The sequence below is a fragment of the Arthrobacter sp. Hb9-2 genome, from assembly GCF_059091165.1.
In genome coordinates this window covers 15,192-33,361 of sequence record NZ_JBNHGJ010000043.1, presented here as the reverse complement: position 1 = coordinate 33,361, position 18,170 = coordinate 15,192, and the positions used below count along the sequence as shown (strand labels likewise).

Genomic DNA, 18,170 nt, shown 5'->3' with positions numbered 1-18,170 from the left:
GAAGTCGATGACGATAATGCCGCCGATATCGCGGAGGCGGAGCTGGCGGACAACTTCTTCCGCAGCCTCAAGGTTGTTTTTGGTCACCGTCTCTTCGAGGTTGCCGCCGCTGCCCGTGAACTTGCCGGTGTTGACGTCCACTACGGTCATCGCCTCGGTGCGGTCAATCACCAGCGAACCGCCGGAGGGCAGGAAGACCTTGCGTTCGAGCGCCTTGTGAATCTGCTCGTCGATGCGCCAGGCAGCGAAGATGTCCTGGTCCTTGGTCCACTTCTCAAGGCGGCCCACCAGGTCCGGCGCTACGTACGTAACGTAGGCCTCGATGGTGTCCCACGCTTCCTCGCCCGAGACGATCAGCTTGGAGAAGTCCTCGTTGAAGACGTCGCGGACCACCTTGATGGTGAGGTCCGGTTCGCCGTAGAGCAATTCAGGGGCAAGGATCTTCGTGGACTTCGACTGGCTCTCGATGCCCTCCCACTGCGCGCGCAGCCGGTTGATATCGTGCGTCAGCTCTTCCTCGGAAGCGCCTTCGGCTGCGGTGCGGACGATGACGCCGGCTTGCTCCGGGAGGCGGTCCTTGAGGATGCGCTTGAGGCGGTTGCGTTCGACGTCGGGCAGCTTGCGCGAAATGCCGGTCATGGAACCGCCGGGCACGTACACCAGGTAGCGGCCAGGCAGCGAGATCTGGCTGGTCAGGCGTGCGCCCTTGTGTCCCACGGGGTCCTTGGTCACCTGGACCAGGACGGTGTCGCCGGACTTGAGGGCGTTTTCGATGCGCCGCTGCTTGCCCTCGAGGTTCACCGCTTCCCAGTTCACCTCGCCGGCGTACAGGACGGCGTTGCGGCCGCGTCCGATGTCCACGAAGGCGGCTTCCATGGAGGGCAGCACGTTCTGGACCTTGCCCAGGTACACGTTGCCGATCAGGGAATCCTGCTGGGTCTTTGATACGAAGTGCTCGGCCAGGACACCGTCTTCGAGGACGGCGATCTGGATTCTGTCGTCGCGCTGGCGCACGATCATCTGCCGGTCAACGGACTCACGGCGTGCCAGGAACTCGGCTTCGGTGATGACGGTGCGGCGGCGGCCGGTGTCGCGGGACTCGCGCCGGCGCTGCTTCTTCGCCTCCAGGCGGGTGGAGCCCTTCACGCTGGTCACGCGGTTGTTGACGGCGGGTTCGGTGACCGGCCTCGGAGCGCGGACGCGGGTGACGGTGTTGGGCGGATCGTCATCCCCGCCGCCGGTCAGCTCAAGGTCCTGGTCCCCGCGGCGGCGGCGACGGCGGCGACGGGACGTCACGCCTTCTTCCACCTGCCCCGCAGACTCCTCGTCGGCGTCGTCGGAGGCATCAACGTCGGCACTTTCGCCGCCTTCAAGCTCGGCGTCAGCTTCACGCTCACCGGCGCGGCTGCGTCCGCGGCGTCCGCGGCCCCGGCGCCTGCGGCGGCCCGCGTCCTCCGAATCGATCTCATCGGCGTCGTCCTCGCCTGCTTCTTCAACAGCGGCGGGAACCGGACGCACCACGGTGCTCAGGTCCGGTGCCTGGAACAGCACGGAGGTGGGAGACGCCGGTTCCATGAACAGGGTGCCGAAGGGGCTGGAAGGAGCCGCTTGCGCCTGCCCGGCCGACGCTGGTTCTTCGGAAGCCTCTTCTTCGGTGGCCTCTTCTTCGGTGGTTTCCACCGGTGAAGCCGCATCGGCTGCTGGTACCTCAGCAGTACCTGCTGCTGCCGGGACGGCAGCAGCGGCAACCGCTTCGGGCATCCCGGCCGGAAGGACGCTGGCCTCTTCGGCAGGCGGGATTTCGGCTGCTTGATCCGCCGGTTCCGCTTCGGCGGCAGGTGCGGAGGTCTTCCGGGTGGCGACCCGACGGCGGCGGACGGGCTTCGTTTCGGCGGCCCCGACGGCGGGCTCCACGGCCGGTACCTCAGGAGTGTCTGCGCCTGCACCGGCAGTGGCCTCGACGCCGGATTCTGCTTCCGGTTCTGCCACTGCGGATTCTGCCTCTGGGGATCCTAGCTCTGGGGCGAAAGCCGGGAGCGGTTCGGCGGTGTCAGCCTTCTTCCGGGCACGGGTGCGCCGGACGGGGGCTTTGGCCTCGGGGACGCCGGGATCGGCAGCAGCGGCAGCGGTGGCTTCCGAAGCATCGACGCTGGCCGGGGCGCCTTCCGAAGTGCCGGCGCCGGTGACGTCTGCCTCCGGGATCAGGGCGTCGGCCTTGGGCACAGCCTTCCGGCGCGTCCTCGTGGCCTTTTTGGGTGCAGCGTCTGCCTCTGCGGCCGCTGCTTCGTTGTTAACGGCTGAAACTTGTTCATTATCCATATGTGGCAACACTCCTGCCCCTGACGTACCGCCACATCCGGCACCCATTGGGGCACATATTGTCAAAACCCGCAGGCGTTGACAGAAGTCAAGTGGATACCCCCAGGTTCGCACCGGCAGTGGGGTGCGGCAGCCCGTGGGGGCCGGCGGGATGTTCTGAAACCCGTTGTTCTACGTGCCACAACCAGGTGCCGCTCAATGGAGTCGCGGGAGACTGCGTCGGTGAGACCGATGCCTGCCCTGCTCGTCATTGGCGGTCTTGGGAACAAGCCACCGGACCGGAGTCCGAATGTGGATCGTCTTCCAGCCACGTTCATTCTCTCATACCCGGACTAAATCACGGCGGAGGCAGCACCAAACGCGCTGGCCCCTTCCCCTCGTCTGGACGGTCCTTTCAGCCTCCGGCGTTACAATCAGGCAAGGAGCACCGGATGAAAAGGACGCCACACCAATGCCCAGCATCTCCCCCCTCAGCGGCACCCCTGCCCAGGAACGGAGCCTGAACCAGGACCGCGACCCCGCCGGCAGGATAGCAGGAACCGTCCCGGCGATGACCCGTAACCGGCCCTTCGGCTGGCTGCTGGTGATCACGGGCGCCATCGGCTGGCTCGCCTCCGGAACCCTGGTGCTGGAAAAGCTCGCGGTGCTCCAGGATCCCAACCACACCACGGTGTGCGACGTGAACCCTTGGATTTCCTGTGGTGACGTGATGAAAACGTGGCAGAGCTCGCTGTTCGGCTTCCCGAACATGTTTATCGGCATCGTGGCCTTTGCCGTCGTCATCACCGTTGGTATGGCACTACTCGCCGGAGCAACCTTTGCCCGCTGGTACTGGCTGGGCCTGCAGGCGGGGGTCACCCTTGGTTTCACCTTCGTGGTGTGGCTGTGGTCGCAGGCCCTCTACGACATCCGCATCCTCTGCCCGTTCTGCATGATTGTCTGGGCGGCCATGATTCCCCTGTTCGTCTGGGTGACCATCCGGAACGTCACGGCAGGGGTGATCCCCATGCCGGAAAACACCGCCCGCATGCTGGGCGACTCGGGCTGGATCATCACCGCGTTGCTTTACGTGGCCGTCATCGCCACCATCTTCTTCGCCTTCATCCAGGTTTTCGCCGGAACCTCGGGCTTCTAAAGCCGCCTCCCGTGAAGTGACAGATAAGGCCGATGTTCGTGAAGAACATCGGCCTTATCTGTCGTGCAGGTGAAGCTACGCCTGGAACCAGATTTTGATCTCGCGGTCGGCGGAATCGGTGGAGTCGGAGCCGTGGACCAGGTTCTGCTGGACCTTCACGCCCCAGTCGCGGCCAAAGTCGCCGCGGATGGTGCCTGGGGCTGCCGTGGTGGGGTCGGTGGTTCCTGCCAGGGAACGGAAGCCTTCAATGACGCGGTGGCCTTCGAAAATGGCTGCCACTACCGGCCCGGAGAGCATAAATTCCACCAGGGGCTCGTAGAAGGGCTTGCCGACGTGCTCCTCGTAGTGCTGCTCCAGCAGCTCACGGGACGCGTCGACCTTCTTCAGCTCGGCCAGGGTGTAGCCCTTGGCTTCGATACGGGCCAGGATTGCCCCGGTAAGGTTGCGGGCGACGCCGTCGGGCTTGATCAGGACGAGTGTGCGCTCAGTAGTCACAACTGCTCCAATGCGTTGGTAACGGATTTCGGATCAAGTCTACGGGGACTGCGGCTGCTGGCCCGGCCCGGCAGCCTGGTCCGGATGGGCTGCTTCCCACTTGACCTGCTCGCGGGCCCGCTCGCCGGCTTCCCGGTCCAACCGGATTCCGGTGCGGATTCCGTACCACCAGGCCAGTGCGAACAGGCCGCCCACCAGGAACATGGCGGGCTCGAAAATGCCGGTGAGGATCAGGACGAGCTGCAGGATCCACCCGAGCCCGATGCCCCAGGGCTTGGTGAGGAAGGCGCAGGCCACGATCATCACGACGCTCAGGGCGATGCCCACGCCGAGGATCAACGCCGGCGGGAACTCTCCGCGGCGCAGGCCGAACACCGCAAGGGTGGCGAAAAACATCACGAAGGCTTCCAGGAGCAGCACCGTGGAAGCGAACATCACCTTGGTGGAACGCCGCTTCTTGGGCATGCCCGGCCGCCATTCGCGCTGGGCTTTGGTCAGTTTGGCCATCGCCTAGGCCTCCGTCTTGCCCAGCAGGATGCGTGCCTCGGCCACCAGGGTGATGGAGCCGGTTACAAGCACGCCGCCGGAAAGGTCATCGTTTGCTTCGGCGCGTTCAACTGCCCATTCGAGGGCGTCGTCGAGTTTCTCCGCGACGTGCACGTTGTCCTCGCCGAAACCGAGGTCGATGGCAAGTTCGGCGAGTTCGGCTGCCGGGACGGCGCGCGGGGAGTTCGACTGGGTGAAGCAGTACTCCTCAGCCATGCCGCCCAAGGATTCCTTGAGCTGGCGGAGGATCTCCTCGGCGTCCTTCTCCTTCAGGATTCCCACCACCGGGACCAGCCTGGTGAAGGTGAAGGCCTCCTGGAGGGCAGCCGCGGACACTTTGACGCCGTCGGGGTTGTGTGCAGCGTCAACCACAATGGTGGGTGCGGTGCGCACCACCTCAAGCCGTCCCGGGGAGGTGACCTCGGCGAAGCCTTCCTGCAGCACGTCGAATCCGAGTTCCTTTTCACCGCCGAAGAACGCTTCGAGCGCAGCCACTGCCACTGCCGCATTCTGCGCCTGGTGGGCGCCGTGAAGCGGCACGAGCAGATCCGGGTAACGTCCCGCAATGCCCTGGATGGTGACCATCTGGCCGCCAACCGCCACGGTCCGCGATTCGACGCCGAACTCAACTCCCTCGAACTTGAAGGGCACGCCGACGTCCTTAGCCTTCTCCAGCAGGACCTGGGCCGCGTCAAGCGGCTGGGCGGCACTGATGAGGTAGCCGCCGGGCTTGATGATGCCGGCTTTTTCGTAGGCGATGTCCTCGGTGGTGTCACCGAGGAGGTCAGTGTGGTCCAGGGAGATGGGGGTGACCACCGAGACCTGCCCGTCCCCCACGTTCGTGGCATCCGTGATGCCGCCCAGGCCCACTTCAATGACTGCCACGTTGACGGGCTGGTCGGCGAAGATGGCAAAGCCCAGGATGGTGAGGCATTCGAAGTACGTCAGGCGTGGCTGCCCGTCGGCCTCCAGCTCGGAGTCCACAATCTGCAGGTACGGGCGGATTTCGTCCCAGATCCGGACGAACGTCTCATCCGATACCGGGCGCCCGTCGATGCTGATCCGTTCGGTGACCTTGGACAGGTGCGGGCTGGTGTACCGCCCGGTGCTCAGGCCGTGGGCCCGCAGGACCGATTCGATCATGCGGGCGGTGGACGTCTTGCCGTTGGTTCCGGTGACGTGGATGATCGGGAAGGCCTTGTTCGGCTCCCCCAGCACGTCCATCGCCCGGAACAGCGGGGCAAGCCGCGGTTCCATCTTGTTTTCCGGCGCCCGTCCCAGCAGTTCGGCGTAGACGCTCTCTACGGAAAATTCGTCAGTCATGGATTATGCCTCTACTTTTTCGACGGCGATCTGCAGCTCCGTGCCATCGCCGCTGGAATGCAAACCGAGCTCCACGGTGAGGGTTTCGCTGACAATGAGGCTTTCATGGGCTTTCAAGGCGTCCACAACATCCTGCGCAGCCGTGATGCTGGTCCGGATCCGGTCGCTCACATTCAGTCCGGCATCCTTGCGGGCCTGCTGGATGGAGCGGACCATGTCACGGGCCAGGCCTTCGGCCTCCAGCTCCGGGGTGACCTCGGTGTTGAGGACCACGAACCCGCCGCCGGGCAATACTGCGACAGCAGACGATGCAGTGGCGCTGCCGCCCTCAGACTCTGCCACTACTGTCTCCAGCGTGTACTCCTGCGGTTCCAGCTGGAGCCCGCCTGCGGTGACCACGCCGTCATCATCCACTGACCAGTCACCTGACTTGGCGCCCTTGATGGCTGCCTGGACGTTTTTGCCCAAGCGCGGACCGGCAGCGCGGGCATTGACCACCAGCTTCTGCTGGATCCCGAACTCCTCCGGGGAGGCCGTGGCTGCGTCCAGCAGGCGGACCGAGCGGAGGTTCAGCTCATCGGCCACGACGGCGGCGAAACCGCCCAGCGCGTCAGCACCGGGTGCCACTACCGTGAGTTCCTGCAGCGGCAGGCGGACGCGGAGGTTCGCTGCCTTGCGGAGCGAGGAACCGGTGGAGCAAATCTGCTGGACCTTGTCCATGGCCTGCACCAAGTCCGGGTTGGCCTGGAACAGGTCCGCATCCGGCCAGTCGGCCAGGTGCACAGAGCGGCCGCCCGTGAGCCCACGCCAGATTTCCTCGGAGACCAGCGGCAGGAGGGACGCCGCTACGCGGGTAACAGTTTCCAGTGCGGTGAACAGGGCGTCGAAGGCGTCCTGGTCTTCGTCGAAGAACCGCTGGCGGCTGCGGCGGACGTACCAGTTGGTGAGCATGTCCAGGTAGGTGCGCAGTTCATCGCAGGCCCCGGAGATGTCGTAGGTGTCCAGCTGGGCGGTCATGTTCTGCACCAGGTCACCGGTGTTGGCCAGCAGGTACTGGTCCAGCGTGTCGGCATAGCCGTCGTAGCGCAGCTTCGCTTCATAGCCTTCGCCGCCATTCGCAGCGTTGGTGTAGAGCGCGAAGAAGCTGTACACGTTCCACAGCGGCAGGATGACCTGCCGGACGCCGTCGCGGATTCCCTGCTCGGTGACCACCAGGTTGCCGCCCCGGAGGATGGGGCTGGACATCAGGAACCACCGCATGGCGTCCGAGCCGTCGCGGTCCAGCACCTCGGAAACGTCCGGGTAGTTGCGCAGGCTCTTGGACATCTTCTGCCCGTCCGAGCCCAGCACGATGCCGTGGCTGATGACGTTGCGGAAGGCCGGCCGGTCGAACAGGGCCGTGGAAAGGATGTGCAGCATGTAGAACCAGCCGCGGGTCTGGCCGATGTACTCCACGATGAAGTCGGCAGGGTTGTGGGTATCAAACCAGGCTTCGTTCTGGAACGGGTAGTGCACTTGGCCGTACGGCATGGAGCCGGAGTCGAACCAGACGTCCAGCACGTCCTCCACGCGGCGCATCACCGACTGGCCCTCTTCGGGCGTGCGGGGATCGTCCGGGTTTGGCCGGGTCAGTTCGTCGATGAACGGCCGGTGCAGGTCAACCTGGCCGTCCTTGTTCAGCGGGAGCCGGCCAAAGTCCGCCTCGATCTCGGCGATTGAACCGTACACGTCCGTGCGGGGGTATTCGGGGTCGCTGGACTGCCACACAGGGATGGGGCTGCCCCAGTAGCGGTTGCGGCTGATGGACCAGTCGCGGGCGTTCTCCAGCCACTTGCCGAACTGGCCGTCCTTGACGTTGCCGGGGATCCAGTTGATCTCCTGGTTCAGCTCGGACATCCGGTCCTTGAACTTGGTGACCTCCACGTACCAGGAGGACACGGCCCGGTAGATCAGCGGGTTGCGGCACCGCCAGCAGTGCGGGTAGCTGTGCTCGTAGCTGGCCTGGCGGACCAGGCGGCCCTGGGCGCGCAGCACCTGGGTGATCGGCTTGTTGGCTTCAAAGACCTGCAGTCCCACGATGTCGTGCAGGTCGCCGTGCTTGAAGAGCGGGAGGAATTTGGCGCCCTCGTCGACCGAAAGGATCACCGGGATGCCGGCCTCTTCGCAGACCTTTTGGTCATCCTCGCCGTAGGCGGGTGCCTGGTGGACGATGCCCGTGCCGTCCGTGGTGGTCACGTAATCGGCCACCAGGATCCGCCAGGCGTTCTCCATGCCGTATTTTTCGTTGTCGGCGAAGTCCTGCCACAGCGGCCGGTATGCCAGGCCTTCCAGCTCCGCACCCGTGTGGGTGGACACGACGGCGGCCTGTGCTGCCTCGAAATCGTCGTAGCCCAGATCCTTGGCGTAGCTGGCCAGCAGGTCCGCAGCCAGCAGGAAGCTGCCGGTGACGGGTGCGTCGGCGGAGGCGGCCTTGATGCCGTTCGGGCCCGCGGGCAGTACGGCGTAGGTGATGGAAGGGCCGACGGCGAGCGCGGCGTTGGTGGGAAGGGTCCAGGGCGTGGTGGTCCAGGCGAGCGCCTGGACGCCGTCGAGCTGCCGGGACAGTTCGGACTCCCCTGCGGTGATGGGGAAGGTCACGGTGACGGTCTGGTCCTGGCGGTTCTTGTAGACGTCGTCATCCATGCGCAGTTCATGGTTGGAAAGGGGGGTTTCGTCTTTCCAGCAGTACGGCAGTACACGGTAGCCGTTATAGGTCAGGCCCTTTTCATGGAGCTGCTTGAACGCCCAGAGGACCGACTCCATGTACTCGACATTGAGGGTCTTGTAGTCGTTGTCAAAGTCCACCCAGCGTGCCTGCCGGGTGACGTAGCTGCGCCATTCGTCCGCGTACTTCATCACGGAGGCGCGGCAGGCGTCATTGAACTTGTCGATGCCCATGGCTTCGATCTGGGTTTTGTCCGTCATGCCCAGCTGCTTCATGGCTTCCAGCTCTGCCGGCAGCCCATGGGTGTCCCAGCCGAAGCGCCGCTCCACGCGCTTGCCGCGCTGGGTCTGGTAGCGGCCCACGAGGTCCTTGGCGTAACCGGTCAGCAGGTGGCCGTAGTGCGGCAGGCCGTTGGCGAACGGCGGGCCGTCGTAAAACACGAATTCGTTGCTGCCGGGTTCACCGCCGGGGGCGTCCGCGCTGCGCTGGTCGATGCTGGCCTGGAAAGTGCCGTCCTGGTCCCAGTATTTGAGGATGCGCTCTTCGACTTCCGGGAACTTCACGGAGGCGGACACACCCGCGTTGCGGCTGGAAGAGGTGCCACTGGTGGAGGCTGAGGCCTTGGGGTAATACGTCATTCTCGACATCCTGGGTTGAGCTTGGCGAACTGCCGGCTTGCGCCTGACAGTTCCGTTCAGGATGCGAGGACGGCTGCCGTGATGTCCTCAGGACTCCACGCTCACCGCGGTACCACCTCACTTACCGGCGCTGCCAGTTCCTTGGGAACGTGACTGCTCCGGCCTCTCATTACTGCTGTGACGGGCTTACCCGTCCGGTTCTACTGACGCTCGCCGCCTGGGAGGCGGTTTCGCGCGTTCTTCCGGAAGCTCACCGGTGATAGCCGGGTCATAGCCACTTTCGAGTCTACTATTTCCGCGGCGCCCATTGCCATTCCCGGCAGGGGAACATGCCTGTGGCGCGCTCCCCCGCCCGGAAACCTCCCGGTGCCGCCGCTTGGGTTATTGACCATGTTCTGACCAGTTCCTGCAGTTCTCGGCGGCGGGGCTGACGCAGGGAAGGCCGTTGCCTAGACTCACCTCATGACAGCTTCCGCCCGCCCCGCCCGGGGGACGCGCACAGCCGCTGTGTCCAGGTGGCTGTTCCTTCCCGCCGCCCTGCCGGTGGCGGTGATGTCGGTCTTCCGTGCTGTGCCGGCGGAGTGGCCTGTCCTCGTGGTGCAGCTGCTGGCCTTTACGCCGTGGCTTGCGGTGCCGGCAACAGCAGCACTGGTCCTGGCTTTCCTGGGACGGAGCCGCTGGCAGGGTGTGCTGGTACTGGTCCTGATCGGATGCCAGTCGTTCTGGCTCTTCCCGCTGGACATCCGGCAACCTGCCGCCGAAGCTGCTGGAACCACGACTACGCTCGTTGCCATGACCATCAATGCGGAGGTGGGTGGTGCCCACGCAAACGACATCGTTGCCCTGGTCCGCGACCGGCACGTGGATCTGCTGGTGGTGGAGGAGTACACCCCGGAACTGGCAACCAGGCTGTCCGCCGCAGGGCTGGACGGACTGCTTCCGCACCGGGTTTCCCATCCCAAAGACGGTGCCGGCGGGAGCGCTATCTATTCCTCCTTCGGATTGACGGAGACCGGCGCGCTGCCGGATACCCAGTTCACCATGCCGGTTGCCAGCCTTGACCTCGGCGACGGCCGGGATGGTGCAGCCCTGCGGGTGGTGGCCGTACACGCTGTAGCACCGGTGGGCGAAGGAGTGGAGAAGTGGCGCAGTGACCTCCGGGAACTTGCCGGGATCAATACCGGTTCCGGACCCCTGCTGCTGGCCGGCGATTTCAATGCGACCTATGACCACTGGGAGTTCCGCAGCCTGCTGGACGGCACCACCGGCCGGCGCAAGCTGGTGGATGTGGCGTCAGCGCTGGGAAGCCGCTTGGTCCCCACGTGGCCAACGCGGGGGTATCTGCTTCCCGGCGTCACGCTGGACCACCTGGTCACCAGCCCGGATCTTGCGGGGCGGGACTACTCGGTCCATCAGATCCGTGGGACCGACCATGCGGCAGTGGTGGCAACCCTTGATCTCAGGGTTTCCTAGCCCTTTCGGATCAGTTTGTGGTTTGCGGCCTGCGCCACTGGGCGGATCACGATCTGGTCCAGGTTGACGTGGTGCGGGGCAGTGACGGCGTACCGGACCACTTCCGCCACATCTTCTGCCGTGAGCGGCTTCTCCACGCCCTGGTAAACCTTCTCGGCTGCCTGCCGGTCTCCGAGCCGGTTCAAGGCGAACTCCTCGGTGTACACCAACCCGGGCGCTACTTCGATGACCCGCAGGTTGTTTTCCGCCTCCTCGAGCCGCAGCGCTCCGGTCATGGCATGCTGGGCGAACTTCGCCGCGTTGTAGCCGCCTCCACCCTCGTATGCTGCCAGGCCGGCCGTGGACGTCAGGTTCAGGACCGTGCCTTCGCCGTTGGCGCGCAGCATCGGCAGAAATGCCCGGGTGAGCTTCATGGTGCCCAGCACGTTGACCCGGTACATCCACTCCCAGTCCTCAGTGCTTGCGGCGCCAATGGCGTCCGCTCCCCGCGCGCCGCCGGCGACGTTGATCAGGGTGTCTATTCCCCCGGCTTCAGTCACTCGGGCAAGCAGCCGGGACACGTCGTCGTCCTCGGATATGTCGGCAGGAATTCCGACGGCGCCCGTCTGGGCTTCGAGGGCGGCGAGACGTTCTGCGCGGCGGGCCACGGCAAACACCGTCCACCCCTGCGCTGCCAGGGCGCGGACTGTTGCCTCCCCGATTCCGCTGCTCGCGCCGGTTACCAAAGCTGCCTTTTTCTGCAAGTCCCGAGTCATGGCACCACACTAGCGGCAGGCACCCGCAGCACGCCGCCCCATGACGCACGGGGACCCTGGCTGCACGGGAGCGGCAGCCGACCGGCGGAAGGGCCCGTCCATGAAACAATTGTCGGATGGCTGAACACACGCAGGGTACAGACACGCCCACCACCGCCCCCATCAACGTTCCGGACAAACCCGCCCTCGAGGGCCTCGAAGCTGCCCTTACGCAGCGCTGGCTGGCCGATGGGACCTACAAGTTCGATCGGGAGACCACCCGGGAACAGGTCTACTCGATCGACACTCCCCCTCCCACCGCGTCCGGATCGCTGCACGTGGGGCACATGTTCTCCTACACGCAGACCGACGTACTGGCGCGCTACCAGCGCATGACCGGCAAGAACGTCTTTTATCCGATGGGCTGGGACGACAACGGCCTGCCCACCGAACGCCGCGTACAGAACTACTACGGCGTCCGCTGCGATCCCTCCATCCCGTACAACCCCGGCTACCAGCCGCCGGCGCAGCCTGCGAAGAACCAGCGGGACTTCGATGTCGTCTCCCGCCGCAACTTCATCGAGCTGTGTGAAGAGCTTGCCGTCGAGGACGAGAAGGTCTTCGAAAACCTGTTCCAGACGCTTGGCCTGTCCGTGGACTGGGAACTCACATACCGCACCATCGACGACAACTCGCGGGCCGTATCGCAGCGCGCCTTCCTGGCCAACCTCGCCGCCGGCGACGCCTACATGGCCGAAGCGCCGACGCTGTGGGACGTGACGTTCCGTACGGCAGTGGCGCAGGCCGAACTGGAGGACCGCGAGGTGCCCGGGGCGTACTACCGCTACCCGTTCTTCACCGAAGACGGGGAGAGGATCTACATCGAAACCACCCGTCCCGAACTGCTCGCCGCCTGTGCCGCGCTGGTGGCCAATCCCGACGACGAACGGTACCAGCCGCTGTTCGGCAAGAAGGTCACGTCCCCCGTGTTCAGCGTTGAGGTTGAGGTCAAGGCGCACCCGCTGGCCAAAGCGGACAAGGGCTCGGGTATCGCGATGGTGTGTACCTTCGGTGACCTGACCGATGTCACCTGGTGGCGCGAACTGCAGCTTCCAACCCGCGCCATCGTGGGCCGGGACGGCCGGATCGTCAGCGAGGCTCCCGAGTGGATCACCACGGACATTGGCCGTGAAGCCTTCGCCGCGATTGCGGGCAAGACTGTCTTCAGCGCGAAGGAAGAGGTGGTGAAACTCCTCACCGCCGCCGACCTGCTGGAGGGCGAGCCGAAGAAGATCATGCACCCCGTGAACTTCTACGAAAAGGGCGACAAGCCCCTTGAAGTTGTCACGTCCCGCCAGTGGTACATCCGGAACGGCGGCCGCGACGAGGACCGGCGGGAGCGGCTTATCGCCCGCGGGCAGGAAATCGACTTCCACCCCGCCTTCATGCGTTCCCGGTACGAGAACTGGATTTCCGGGCTGAACGGTGACTGGCTGGTGTCCCGCCAGCGCTTCTTCGGCGTGCCCATCCCCGTCTGGTACCCCCTGGATTCCGACGGTAACCCGGACTACGACTCCCCCATCGTTCCGTCCGATGAGCAGCTGCCCGTAGACCCCGCCGCCGACGCCGCGCCCGGGTTCGACGAAGCGCAGCGCGATGTTCCCGGCGGCTTTACCGGCGACGCCGACATCCTGGACACCTGGGCCACGTCCTCGCTGACGCCCAAGATCGTGGGCGGCTGGAAGCGCGACGAGGACCTGTTTGCCAAAGTGTTCCCCTTTGACGTCCGGCCCCAGGGCCACGACATCATCCGGACCTGGCTCTTCTCCTCCGTGGTGCGTGCCGACGCCCTGGAGAACAGTGCGCCGTGGAAGCACGCTGCCATCTCCGGCTGGATCCTGGACCCCGACCGCAAAAAGATGTCCAAGTCCAAGGGCAACGTGGTTGTACCTACCGACGTGCTGGAGGAATTCGGCTCCGACGCCGTCCGCTACTGGGCGGCCTCAGCCAAACTCGGGGCAGACACCGCCTACGAGATTGCGCAGATGAAGATCGGCCGCCGTCTAGCGATCAAACTGTTGAACGCTTCGAAGTTTGTGCTGAACCTCGGCGCCACGGAGGCGTCGGTGCTGTCCGGTGACCTGTCGGTCCTGACCAACCAGCTGGACCGGGCCGTCCTTGCCCAGCTCGCGGAGGTCGTGGCCCAGTCCACCAAGGCGTTCGAGAACTACGATTATGCGCGCGCACTGCAGATCACCGAAAGCTTCTTCTGGCAGTTCACGGACGACTACGTCGAGCTCATCAAGGACCGGGCCTACGGCGCCGCGGGCGACGCCGAACAGGCTTCCGTCCTCGCAGCACTGGCCACCACCCTGGATACCCTGCTGCGCCTGTTCGCGCCGTTCCTGCCCTTTGCCACCGAAGAGGTCTGGGGCTGGTGGCGCACCGGTTCTGTCCATCGCGCCCAGTGGCCCGCACAACTGGACGTTCCGGGCGGTGACACCACGATGCTTGCCACCGTTGGTGTTGCCCTCAGCGGCGTCCGCAAGGCGAAGTCCGAAGCGAAGGTCAAGCAGCGGACCGAGGTCCTCTCGGCGACCATCACGGCGTCCGAGGCGCTCACCACGCAGCTGAAGGCGGGGCTCGCCGACCTCAAGGCCGCATCGAATGCCCGGGAGATCACGCTGCTGGTCGGAGACGGGGACCTGGCTGTCAGCGACGTCGCCCTGGCCACCACGGAGGAGCCCGCCCAGGCCTGACTGTATTGCCGCCCATTTTAGGGCAAAGGGGAAGCCCCATCAGCGTTTTGCCGTTGGTGGGGCTTCGACTTTTCGGCCATCCCGGTGACGTCTTTGATGGTCTGGCAGAATCCTCGGATCTTCAGGTCTTCCTACCTCGTCACTGGTAGCTTGCTTCTGACTTTGCCGATGGCTGCGTCGAAGACATATCACTGAATCTTTGGTTTCTGCGTCCCACTTCTTTCGAAGTGGGTAAAGACCATTCTTGTCCTGCCCATCTGCAAGCGCAAGAGCCCCGGTAGAACTACAAACGAGTAGTTCTACCGGGGCTCTCTCTGTGCTGCCGGAGGCGCGTGGAGCAGTCCTAGCTGAATTCGGGCCGCTCGGTGCGGCTGCGCTTCAGTTCGAAGAAGTGCGGGTACGAGGCGAGGGCGGTGGTGGCGTCCCACAGCTTGCCGGCCTCTTCGCCGCGGGGGATGCGGGTGAGGACCGGTCCGAAGAACGCGGTTCCGTTGAAGGCCACCACAGGCGTTCCGACGTCCTGGCCTACCAGCGAGATGCCTTCCTCGTGGCTGGCGCGCAACTGGCCATCGAAGGCGTCAGTGGTGGCGGCGGATGCCAGTTCGGCGGGAAGACCGCATTCGGCCAGCGCCTTGGTGATGACAACGAAGCGGTCCTTCTCGCCGCGCTCGTGGATCAGCGAACCCATGGCGTCATACAACGCCTTGACCGCTTCCTGGCCGTGCTCCTGCTGCGCGGCGATGATGACGCGCACCGGGCCCCAGGCGTTGTCCATGGATTCGCGGTACGCGGGTTCCAGGTCGCGGCCCTCGTTCAGGACGGCGAGGCTCATGACATGCCAGACGGTTTCGATATCGCGGACGCCCTCCACTTCGCCGATCCAGCGCGAGGTGATCCAGGCGAAGGGACACAGCGGGTCGAACCAGAAATCGGCCTTGTTCCGTGCAGTTTCAGTCATAGGGGTTACTCCTTCAGGGGCAGGCGGCCGCGCAGGGGGCAGCCGCATCTGACGGTGTGCTGCGCAAGTTAATCAGGCAGACTTCCGGCGCTTGGTGACGTGCGGGATCATGGTTGGCTCCGCGCCCTTCAGGACGACGTCCTCCGTGATGACCACGCTGGCTACGTCCTCCCGGCTGGGCAGGTCGAACATCACGGGAAGCAGCACTTCCTCCATGATGGCCCGCAGGCCGCGGGCACCGGTACCGCGCTCCAGCGCCTGCTCCGCGATGGCATCCAAGGCAGTGTCATCAAACACCAGTTCCACGCCGTCGATCTGGAACATCTTCTGGTACTGCTTCACCAGGGCGTTCTTGGGCGTGGAGAGGATCTGGATCAAGGCGTCACGGTCCAGGTTGGACACGGTAGTGATCACGGGGAGCCGGCCGATGAATTCGGGAATGAGGCCGAACTTCAGCAGGTCCTCCGGCATCACTTCACCATAGGAGTCGATCTTCTTGCTGGCGTCATTGAGCGGTGCGCCGAAGCCGATCCCCTTGCGTCCGGACCTGGAGCCGATGATCTCCTCGAGGCCGGCAAAGGCACCGGCAACGATGAACAGGACGTTTGTGGTGTCGATCTGGATGAATTCCTGGTGCGGGTGTTTCCGTCCGCCCTGCGGAGGCACCGATGCAACGGTGCCTTCCAGGATCTTCAGCAGCGCTTGCTGGACGCCTTCACCTGAAACATCGCGGGTGATGGAGGGGTTCTCGCTCTTGCGGGAAATCTTGTCGATCTCATCGATGTAGATGATGCCCTGTTCGGCCTTTTTGACGTCGTAGTCCGCGGCCTGGATGAGCTTGAGGAGGATGTTCTCCACGTCCTCGCCCACGTAACCGGCTTCGGTCAGGGCCGTGGCATCAGCTACGGCGAAAGGCACGTTCAGGCGGCGGGCCAGGGTCTGAGCCAGGTAGGTCTTGCCGCAGCCGGTGGGGCCGATCAGGAGGATATTGGACTTGGCGATCTCGACGTCGTCGTGGTGGCCGCCTTCGGCCAGGCTTCCCGACTTCGGCGCGTGGCCGGCCTGGATCCGCTTGTAGTGGTTGTAGACGGCGACAGCGAGCGAGCGTTTCGCAGGCTCCTGGCCGATGACGTATTCCTGCAGGAAGTCGAAGATTTCGCGCGGCTTGGGAAGCTCGAAGCTGCCAAGGTCGGCAACCTCCGCCAGTTCCTCTTCGATGATTTCGTTGCAAAGCTCAATGCATTCATCACAGATGTAGACACCGGGCCCGGCAATGAGCTTGCGCACCTGCTTCTGGCTCTTTCCACAGAAAGAGCACTTCAGCAGATCCGTGCTCTCGCCAATCCGAGCCATATGTGAACCCCTTAGTATCTTGCTGCCAGGCAGCCTTGCACCGTTGCTGGAATCTCCACCAGCCTGCGTGGACCGGTTGTGACAACATCCACTCTAGGTCACATTCTCTCCCGAGGGTGGAAGGAAAAGGCCGGTGGAGCCAAATGATTGGCGCCACCGGCGCTTTACTTTACCGTTACCTGGTGATGGCCTGCGGTTTGATCTTGCGCGAATCCAGGACCTGGTCGATCAGGCCATAGACCTGCGCTTCTTCCGCGGTCAGGATCTTGTCGCGCTCAATATCGTTGTTGACCTGCTCCGACGTCCGGCCCGAATGGTGCGCCAGCGTGTCCTCAAGCCAGGAACGCATGCGCATGACCTCGGCGGCCTGGATCTCAAGGTCGGAGGCCTGGCCGCCCTGGCCGCCGGACAGTGCCGGCTGGTGGATCAGGACGCGCGCGTTCGGCAGTGCCAGGCGCTTGCCCGGCGTGCCGGCCGCCAGCAGGACAGCAGCGGCACTGGCCGCCTGGCCCAGGCACACGGTCTGGATCTCAGGGCGGATGTACTGCATGGTGTCGTAAATGGCCGTCATGGCGGTGAAGGATCCGCCCGGCGAATTGATGTAGAGCGTGATGTCGCGGTCCGGGTCCGTGGATTCCAGGACCAGCAGCTGCGCCATGATGTCGTCTGCGGAGGCGTCGTCCACCTGTACGCCGAGGAAGATGATGCGGTCCTCGAAGAGCTTGGTGTACGGGTCCTGGCGCTTGAAGCCGTAAGGCGTGCGCTCCTCGAACTGGGGCAGGACGTAGCGGCTGGACGGAAGATTACCGGCGGACCACCCGAAGTTGTAGTTCATTTCTTTGCTCCTGATCTGAGTGTTCTTGTGCCGGTTTACTTCTCGGAGGCTGATTCGCCTGAGGTACCGTTCGACGACGTGCCTCCACCGCCGGCAACAGAGCCTGCGTGGGCGGCGATTTTGTCGAAGAAACCGTATTCGAGCGCTTCCGTAGCGGTGAACCACTTGTCGCGGTCGTTGTCCTTGAGGATGGTGTCGACGGTCTGGCCGGTCTGCTCTGCCGTCAGTTCTGCCATGACCTTCTTCATGTGAAGGATGAGTTCGGCCTGGATCTTGATGTCCGAGGCCGTGCCGCCGATGCCGCCGGAGGGCTGGTGCATCAGCACGCGTGCGTTCGGCGTCGCGTACCGCTTACCCTTCGTGCCGGAGGAAAGCAGGAACTGCCCCATGGAAGCGGCAAGGCCGGTGGCGACGGTGACGACGTCGTTCGGGATGAACTGCATGGTGTCGTAGATGGCCATGCCTGCCGTGACGGATCCGCCCGGGGAGTTGATGTAAAGGTAGATGTCCTTGTCCGGGTTCTCCGCGGACAGGAGGAGCAACTGCGAGCAGATGGCGTTGGCGTTCTCGTCACGCACCTCTGAGCCCAGCCAGATGATCCGTTCCTTCAGGAGGCGGTTGTAGATGTAGTTGTCCTGGGCTGCAGGATCGACAGTAGCCATCCGGGGGGCCTCTGCGTGCTGTGACATGTGTACTTACCTCTCGCTGGTGACGGTGACATCACTGAAAATCACTACTTGGACACTAACCGGTTTCACCGACGTTTTGTTCGCGCACCATGGGCTGTTCGCTGACGGCGCACGATCGGCGGGCCCCTTGCGGGGACATGGCCTGAACCAATGCAAAAGGCCCCCGGATCGCCTGATCCGGGGGCCGTTCACAGTGCTTTACAGCTAAG

At 64.4% G+C, this 18,170-nt stretch carries 13 protein-coding genes; 3 read left to right on the top strand and 10 right to left on the bottom strand.

Features of this window, described 5'->3' with window-relative positions:
* The coding region (locus AC5RV1_RS18995) for an Rne/Rng family ribonuclease (protein WP_493995623.1) at positions 1–2,319 on the bottom strand (2,319 nt) is incomplete at its 3' end.
* Positions 2,320–2,770: 451 nt separating this feature from the next.
* Here AC5RV1_RS18995 and AC5RV1_RS18990 point away from each other — a divergent pair.
* Positions 2,771–3,454 (top strand): vitamin K epoxide reductase family protein, encoded by a 684-nt coding sequence (locus AC5RV1_RS18990; protein ID WP_493995622.1) that lies wholly within the window; start codon positions 2,771–2,773, stop codon positions 3,452–3,454.
* A gap of 75 nt (positions 3,455–3,529) precedes the next feature.
* Here the strand turns inward: AC5RV1_RS18990 and ndk are convergent, their stop codons facing one another.
* The 4 genes from ndk to ileS are packed head-to-tail and all read right to left on the bottom strand — an operon-like array spanning position 3,530 to position 9,160.
* Positions 3,530–3,949, bottom strand: a complete 420-nt coding sequence (ndk, locus tag AC5RV1_RS18985) for a nucleoside-diphosphate kinase (protein WP_493948924.1) — start codon at positions 3,947–3,949, stop codon at positions 3,530–3,532.
* 39 nt (positions 3,950–3,988) lie between these two features.
* Positions 3,989–4,456 (bottom strand): DUF4233 domain-containing protein, encoded by a 468-nt coding sequence (locus AC5RV1_RS18980; protein WP_493995621.1) that lies wholly within the window; start codon positions 4,454–4,456, stop codon positions 3,989–3,991.
* 3 nt (positions 4,457–4,459) lie between these two features.
* Positions 4,460–5,818, bottom strand: a complete 1,359-nt coding sequence (locus AC5RV1_RS18975; protein ID WP_493995620.1) for a bifunctional folylpolyglutamate synthase/dihydrofolate synthase — start codon at positions 5,816–5,818, stop codon at positions 4,460–4,462.
* Positions 5,819–5,821: 3 nt separating this feature from the next.
* Entirely contained in the window at positions 5,822–9,160 is a 3,339-nt protein-coding gene (ileS, locus tag AC5RV1_RS18970) for an isoleucine--tRNA ligase (protein ID WP_493995619.1), read from the bottom strand.
* A gap of 462 nt (positions 9,161–9,622) precedes the next feature.
* Here ileS and AC5RV1_RS18965 point away from each other — a divergent pair, with 462 nt between their 5' ends.
* Positions 9,623–10,633, top strand: coding sequence for an endonuclease/exonuclease/phosphatase family protein (locus AC5RV1_RS18965; RefSeq protein ID WP_493995618.1), 1,011 nt, complete (start codon positions 9,623–9,625; stop codon positions 10,631–10,633).
* Here AC5RV1_RS18965 and AC5RV1_RS18960 read toward each other — a convergent pair.
* Entirely contained in the window at positions 10,630–11,388 is a 759-nt protein-coding gene (locus AC5RV1_RS18960; protein WP_493995617.1) for an SDR family oxidoreductase, read from the bottom strand. The genes AC5RV1_RS18965 and AC5RV1_RS18960 overlap by 4 nt on opposite strands.
* 116 nt (positions 11,389–11,504) lie before the next feature.
* Between AC5RV1_RS18960 and valS the strand changes: the two genes are divergently transcribed.
* Positions 11,505–14,126: a valine--tRNA ligase gene (gene valS / locus AC5RV1_RS18955; protein WP_493995616.1), complete on the top strand. Its 2,622-nt coding sequence runs from the start codon at positions 11,505–11,507 to the stop codon at positions 14,124–14,126.
* Between the two features lie 343 nt (positions 14,127–14,469).
* On the opposite strand, the gene AC5RV1_RS18950 is transcribed toward valS, so the two are convergent.
* The 4 genes from AC5RV1_RS18950 to AC5RV1_RS18935 form a co-directional block, all read right to left on the bottom strand.
* Entirely contained in the window at positions 14,470–15,084 is a 615-nt protein-coding gene (locus tag AC5RV1_RS18950) for a mycothiol-dependent nitroreductase Rv2466c family protein (RefSeq protein ID WP_493948930.1), read from the bottom strand.
* Between the two features lie 72 nt (positions 15,085–15,156).
* The gene (gene clpX / locus AC5RV1_RS18945; protein WP_461171615.1) at positions 15,157–16,437 is read right to left on the bottom strand and encodes an ATP-dependent Clp protease ATP-binding subunit ClpX; all 1,281 of its coding nucleotides are present in this window, start codon (positions 16,435–16,437) and stop codon (positions 15,157–15,159) included.
* Between the two features lie 175 nt (positions 16,438–16,612).
* On the bottom strand, positions 16,613–17,272 hold the full coding sequence (locus AC5RV1_RS18940) for an ATP-dependent Clp protease proteolytic subunit (RefSeq protein WP_013601337.1): 660 nt from the start codon (positions 17,270–17,272) through the stop codon (positions 16,613–16,615).
* Positions 17,273–17,307: 35 nt separating this feature from the next.
* Entirely contained in the window at positions 17,308–17,934 is a 627-nt protein-coding gene (locus AC5RV1_RS18935; RefSeq protein WP_163164168.1) for an ATP-dependent Clp protease proteolytic subunit, read from the bottom strand.
* Positions 17,935–18,170: the final 236 nt, after the last annotated feature.